At 62.9% G+C, this 4,749-nt stretch carries 8 protein-coding genes; 1 reads left to right on the top strand and 7 read right to left on the bottom strand.

Annotated features, from left to right (window positions below; all coding sequences use genetic code 11):
• Positions 1 to 149: 149 nt before the first annotated feature.
• The 3 genes from EWH12_RS21510 to EWH12_RS21500 form a co-directional block, all read right to left on the bottom strand.
• A complete protein-coding gene (locus EWH12_RS21510) occupies positions 150 to 428 on the bottom strand; it encodes a BrnT family toxin (RefSeq protein WP_010337273.1) in 279 nt (92 codons plus the stop codon).
• 65 nt (positions 429 to 493) lie between these two features.
• Positions 494 to 931 carry a hypothetical protein gene (locus EWH12_RS21505; protein WP_066769916.1) on the bottom strand — a complete coding sequence of 146 codons (438 nt, stop codon included), beginning with the start codon at positions 929 to 931 and terminating at the stop codon, positions 494 to 496.
• Positions 924 to 1,199, bottom strand: coding sequence for a hypothetical protein (locus EWH12_RS21500; protein WP_010337271.1), 276 nt, complete (start codon positions 1,197 to 1,199; stop codon positions 924 to 926). The genes EWH12_RS21505 and EWH12_RS21500 overlap by 8 nt, the downstream gene beginning before the upstream one ends.
• Before the next feature lie 146 nt (positions 1,200 to 1,345).
• On the opposite strand from EWH12_RS21500, the gene mobQ reads away from it, so the two are divergent.
• The gene (gene mobQ / locus EWH12_RS21495; RefSeq protein WP_231736769.1) at positions 1,346 to 2,578 is read left to right on the top strand and encodes a MobQ family relaxase; all 1,233 of its coding nucleotides are present in this window, start codon (positions 1,346 to 1,348) and stop codon (positions 2,576 to 2,578) included.
• 141 nt (positions 2,579 to 2,719) lie between these two features.
• Here mobQ and EWH12_RS21490 read toward each other — a convergent pair whose 3' ends face one another.
• The 4 genes from EWH12_RS21490 to EWH12_RS21475 form a co-directional block, all read right to left on the bottom strand.
• On the bottom strand, positions 2,720 to 3,139 hold the full coding sequence (locus EWH12_RS21490) for a hypothetical protein (protein WP_010337277.1): 420 nt from the start codon (positions 3,137 to 3,139) through the stop codon (positions 2,720 to 2,722).
• Positions 3,136 to 3,738 carry a helix-turn-helix domain-containing protein gene (locus tag EWH12_RS21485; protein WP_129927775.1) on the bottom strand — a complete coding sequence of 201 codons (603 nt, stop codon included), beginning with the start codon at positions 3,736 to 3,738 and terminating at the stop codon, positions 3,136 to 3,138. Before EWH12_RS21485 ends, EWH12_RS21490 begins: the two co-directional genes overlap by 4 nt.
• Before the next feature lie 589 nt (positions 3,739 to 4,327).
• A complete protein-coding gene (locus EWH12_RS21480) occupies positions 4,328 to 4,507 on the bottom strand; it encodes a transcriptional regulator (protein ID WP_082733613.1) in 180 nt (59 codons plus the stop codon).
• Positions 4,508 to 4,509: 2 nt separating this feature from the next.
• Positions 4,510 to 4,749, bottom strand: a 240-nt coding sequence (locus EWH12_RS21475) for a BrnA antitoxin family protein (RefSeq protein ID WP_207212470.1), incomplete at its 5' end; no start/stop codon positions are given.

The following is a 4,749-nucleotide window of genomic DNA, read 5'->3' as shown; positions in this document are numbered from 1 at the left end:
CCTCGACCTTGGGAGCATCCAGCTTGGGCCGCCCGCGCTTGCGGCCCATCTTGGCGTCAACCCAGTCAACACCATGGACCTCACGCGCCGGACGCATACCCTGCATGAACTCCTCGGATAGCGGAGCATCTTCGCTGTGAATTTCGGGATCAAACTTGGGACGCATAGTAGAACCTCACCTCGTGTTTCTCCGCTCTGCGGAGGCTGATGGCGCGTATTGCATCGTCCGTTGAACCATCGGCATAGGCCAAAAAATAGAGGCGGTCGCCGATGAAGCCGATGGATACGAAGCGAACTTCGCCATAGTCGAACCGTGTGTCTTCACGGTCGAGCGATGTTGTAAAATCGAAGTCCGCCGCAGCCTGCAATGATACGCCGTGCTTGGCGAGATTAGCCTCGTCCTTGGCCGGATCGAACTCGACTTCCATAGCAATCTCGTACACCCATTAAATGTTAAGAGCAAGAATTTACGTACACCCGATAATGAACTGGCCTATTGCGCCTGCAAGGGCACCCAATCGCCCTTGCAGCGTTGAGTTTTGGCGTCCCATCGTGCGGTGCAGCCGTATAGCCGCTGTTCAATCTTGGGTTCCTTCGCCCACTGGTAGGCGAGGGCCGCGGCGAAGATCAGGCCCAGCCCGATCATGGCCGCGTAGAGCCATCCCTTCAGATGCTCCCACCCGATGGCTGCGCTGACGCGCTGAAGCTGCGTAGCGGCCCGCAGGAGTTCGTTGAGCGCGTTCTGCGTCTGCTGCCCCGCTTCGGCGCGCTGGCGGGCGTCATGCTCGATCTGGCGGGACAGGGCGGCGACCTGCTGGGCGACCCCTTCGGCCCCGGCCTTCCGCATGGCGTCGAGCAGGATGCGATAGTCCGCGCCGGGATCGGAGGGAGGGGGCGCGTCGAACTCGGCAGGGTCGAAGGGATCAGGCATCGGCAGGGCCTCCCTTGAAGGTCCAGCCCTCGAACGCCTTGCGGTCCTGATCGCGGCTGATGCGGTTCATCAGGTCATTGAGGCGGGATTCCCATGCGGGGTCTTTCATGGCGGCATCGAGGAGCAGGCCGCCGAGGATGATCTTGCGGCGCGCATCGGCCTTGCGGTTCATGGTGGCGGCGCGGGCTTCCAGTGCCTGCAACCGGGCCTTGGCCTGCTGGACCTTGCGACGTGCGGTTTCGATAGCCTCTGGCGTGGGAGCGGCCATGGTCAATCCTTTCGCTGCGCGATATTGATAGCACCGGACCCGACCGAACGAAAGAGAGGAAGGGCGCACTTATGCAAACTTGCGTTTGCGTGCGTCAGGGGATACCCCTGAACCCCAGCGGGCTATCGCCCGCGCCATGCTCCCGCATGGCTAGTAAGGGCGCGGCGATGGCGAGCTTCCATCTTGCGGTTAAGACGATCAGCCGTTCCGCCGGTCGCAGTGCGACGGCGGCAGCGGCTTATCGTGCGGGCGTCGAAATCACGGACGAGCGAACCGGCCTCGTCCACGATTACACCCGCAAGCAAGGCGTCGAGCATAACGCGCTTGTTGTGCCCGCCGACGCCCCGGCGTGGGCCAACAACCGGGCCGCGCTCTGGAACGCCGCCGAGCAGGCCGAGACGCGCAAGAACTCCACCGTCGCCCGTGAATATGAAATCGCGCTTCCGGCCGAGTTGTCGGCCGAGGCGCGGCGCGAGCTTGCGCTGGGCCTCGCGCGGGAGATCAGCGAGCGGCATGGGGTGGCGGTGGACGTGGCGATCCACGCACCAGGTCGCGAGGGCGACCAGCGCAACCATCATGCCCATCTGCTGACGACGACGCGGCGGATCGGCCCGGAAGGGCTGGGCGAGAAGACCCGCGAACTGGACCAGAAGACGAGCGGGGAGGTCGAGCGCTGGCGTGGCCGGTGGGCCGAGATGCAGAATGTTGCCCTTGAGCGCGCCGGTAGCGTGGAGCGGGTGGACCATCGCAGCCACCAGCGGCAGGGGATCGAGCAGGAGGCGACCGTGCATATGGGGCCGAGCGCGACGGCGATGGAGCGCCGCGCCGAGCATCAGGCGATGCGGGAGGGGCGGGCCTATGAGCCGGTGACGATGGTGGGCCAGCACAACGCCGGCGTCATCGAGCGGCGGGGCCTGCGCCAGTATATCGAGCGGGGGACCGAGTGGCTACGCGATGCGGGGCAGCGCATATCGGGCAGACTCCATGCGTTCGCGGCGACCTTGAGCGGCGCGGTCGATCGCGATCGGCGCGATGCCGCCGAGGCGCAGCGTCAGGAGCAGCTTGCCGCCGAGCGCGCCCGTGAGCAGGCACAGGAGCGCCAGCAGGCGCAGGAACGGGAAAAGGTGGCGGAGAAGTTCAGGACCATAGCCGGGAAGCGCGAGGCGGGCGCCCACGGCTATGGCGACCATAACAGCGACTGGAAGGCGACCCCGGAGGCGCTCCGCAAGGCGGTGGATGCCTATAACGGGGCGAACCAGCACACCAAGGATCTCTACATCGAGCAGATCCAGCGCGAACCCCAAATGGCGCGGGCGGTGGGGCAGTTGCTCCACGAGCGCGAGCTGGTCCTGCAACGGGATCGCGGCATGAGCCTGTGAGGGTGACGGAAAACCCTGAAATCGGGGTTTTCGTGCGGACTTCCAATGCGTCAGGGTTTTTCGTGCAGCCAGATCGCAGCGGCGGCGTGGTCGCGACTGGGGCGGTCAGCCATGCGCGGGTTCAGGTGAAACCCGCCGCCCTCATGCCTCATCGCCGCTAGGGCTGTTGCCCTGGCGGCTGAACAGACGGGACCAGAATCCACGCTGGGGGACGGGTTGAGGGGCGGCACGTTGATCGGTCAAAGCGAGTGTCGCACGTTGCGCTTGTTCCCGCCAAGCGTCCCGGTCGGCCTCGGCAGTTGCGGCCCTCCGTTCGGCGGCTTCAAGCTGTGCCCGTAGCACAGCCGTTTCCACCGTTTCCTTTGGAGTTTCCAATCGTTCATATTCAACGGTTTCTGGCTGTTTCCGTGGAAACGCGCGGAACAGTTCGGCGGGGTCTATTTGGTATCCCGCAGGGGTTTTGTCAGCATAGCTTAGCTTACCTGATTTCAGGGCTTTGCTAATAGTTCCCTTGGCAACACCAGCAGCCTTTGCGGCTTCTCCTAGACTTAGATAGGTCACGAATCTTCACCCGTTTCCAATCGTTCAAATGGTGGTGTTTCCGGGGTTTCCATATACTGCGCGGGCAAGTCAGGTTCCATCCCCGGAAGTGATGGCTCAGACGGTGGCGGAAGGCCGGGACCGCTGGGCAACTGGCGTTCACCCGGAAACAGGTTCGGCAGGCGATGGAGGGCCGGTTGTGCGCCCAGTTCATCGCGATCCGGCTGCTCATCGTCTGCGACCAGCACTGCCGCTGAAAACATACTGTAGCGGATGCCGTCACGCTTGCCGGTCCATGCTACACGATCATTGATGATGTAGGCGCAGGCTGTCCCGGTCGGGCCGATCTGGCGGACCTCGATCCACCCTTGTTCGCGTAGCACTGACAACGCCCGTTTGACGGTGTTTAGGCCGCACCCCGCAGCCTTTGCCAATGTCGCTTGGCTCGCCACGATAGCGTTATGTCGTCCCATCTGGGCCACCAGCACATGCAGCACCGATGCGGCTCTAGGGTTAGAGATGGATAGCATTGCCCATTTCTCATGGGCGCTTCGGTCAGTCTGAACCCATGTTCCCCCCGGCGCTGTTGCTAGGGCTAATCCCTTTTGTTTTACCGGCATGGCACTCCCTAGTCCCACTGCCTGACAAAACTCGTCAGGCATGAGCTACCCCTAGCCCAAATTTGGGCGTTATTCGCCCGTGCATGGGTGAATTTCACCCACCCTGCTACCCCAATACTGGTAGGATTTCAACATTATTTGGGTGAAATCTACCCGAACCTAGCCCATAGCTGGTGGCCTAGGGGTAGCCCATAGCTGGTGAGCTACCCCCCCCACGCAACATATTGGAATGTAATGAGTTTTTTTGCGGCCCTTCTATGATCTTATGATTACCCCCTAAAAGGGGGCTGCGAGTTATCCATGCCCCGCCATAGCGCTATCCAAAAGCTGGCGGCGGCGGGGGGTGGGTAACTCGCTAATCAGGCCGCCTACGGCGGGGATGATGAGTGCCGCTAGTCGCGGCACACGTTAGGAGCATGACGGACAGGAATCCGCATCCCTTCCACGTCGCACACGCTGCAAGGTCGCAATTGGCTATCAGGGGGTGTGCAGGAGGCGATTCCGGCCCATAGAGCGCAGGGAGGCGTTGGGGGGTAGGTTTCGCCATCCAAGGGCTTGGCGGTGCCCTGACGGGCACCAGAGGGTAAAATCAGGGGTTTTCGGTTCCGCGCAGATGGCAAGGCGGACATTCGCCCTCGCCTGCCGTGCCCCAGCTATCGAGCCAGCGGGCCACTTCCTCGCCGGTCAGATGCAGCCCGGTTTCCTGATATTCGGCCCATGAGGCGAGGGCTTCGGCCTTGAAGCTTTCGCGGGCTTCCACGTGGCCCACGATCAGATTTGTCCCGTCGCCACAAGCTGGCCGAGCAGGGCGTTTACACGGGTTTGCCATCCGGGGCCGCTGTCGCGCAGATGCTCCACCGTCTTTGCATCCAAGCGGATTTTCACCTCGACCTTGGGAGCATCCAGCTTGGGCCGCCCGCGCTTGCGGCCCATCTTGGCGTCAACCCAGTCAACACCATGGACCTCACGCGCCGGACGCATACCCTGCATGAACTCCTCGGATAGCGGAGC

Origin of the sequence: Sphingobium cupriresistens, assembly GCF_004152865.1 — a bacterium.
Taxonomy (GTDB): domain Bacteria; phylum Pseudomonadota; class Alphaproteobacteria; order Sphingomonadales; family Sphingomonadaceae; genus Sphingobium; species Sphingobium cupriresistens.
The sequence above is the reverse complement of the archived record's forward strand: the minus strand, read 5'-3'. Positions and strand labels throughout refer to the sequence as shown.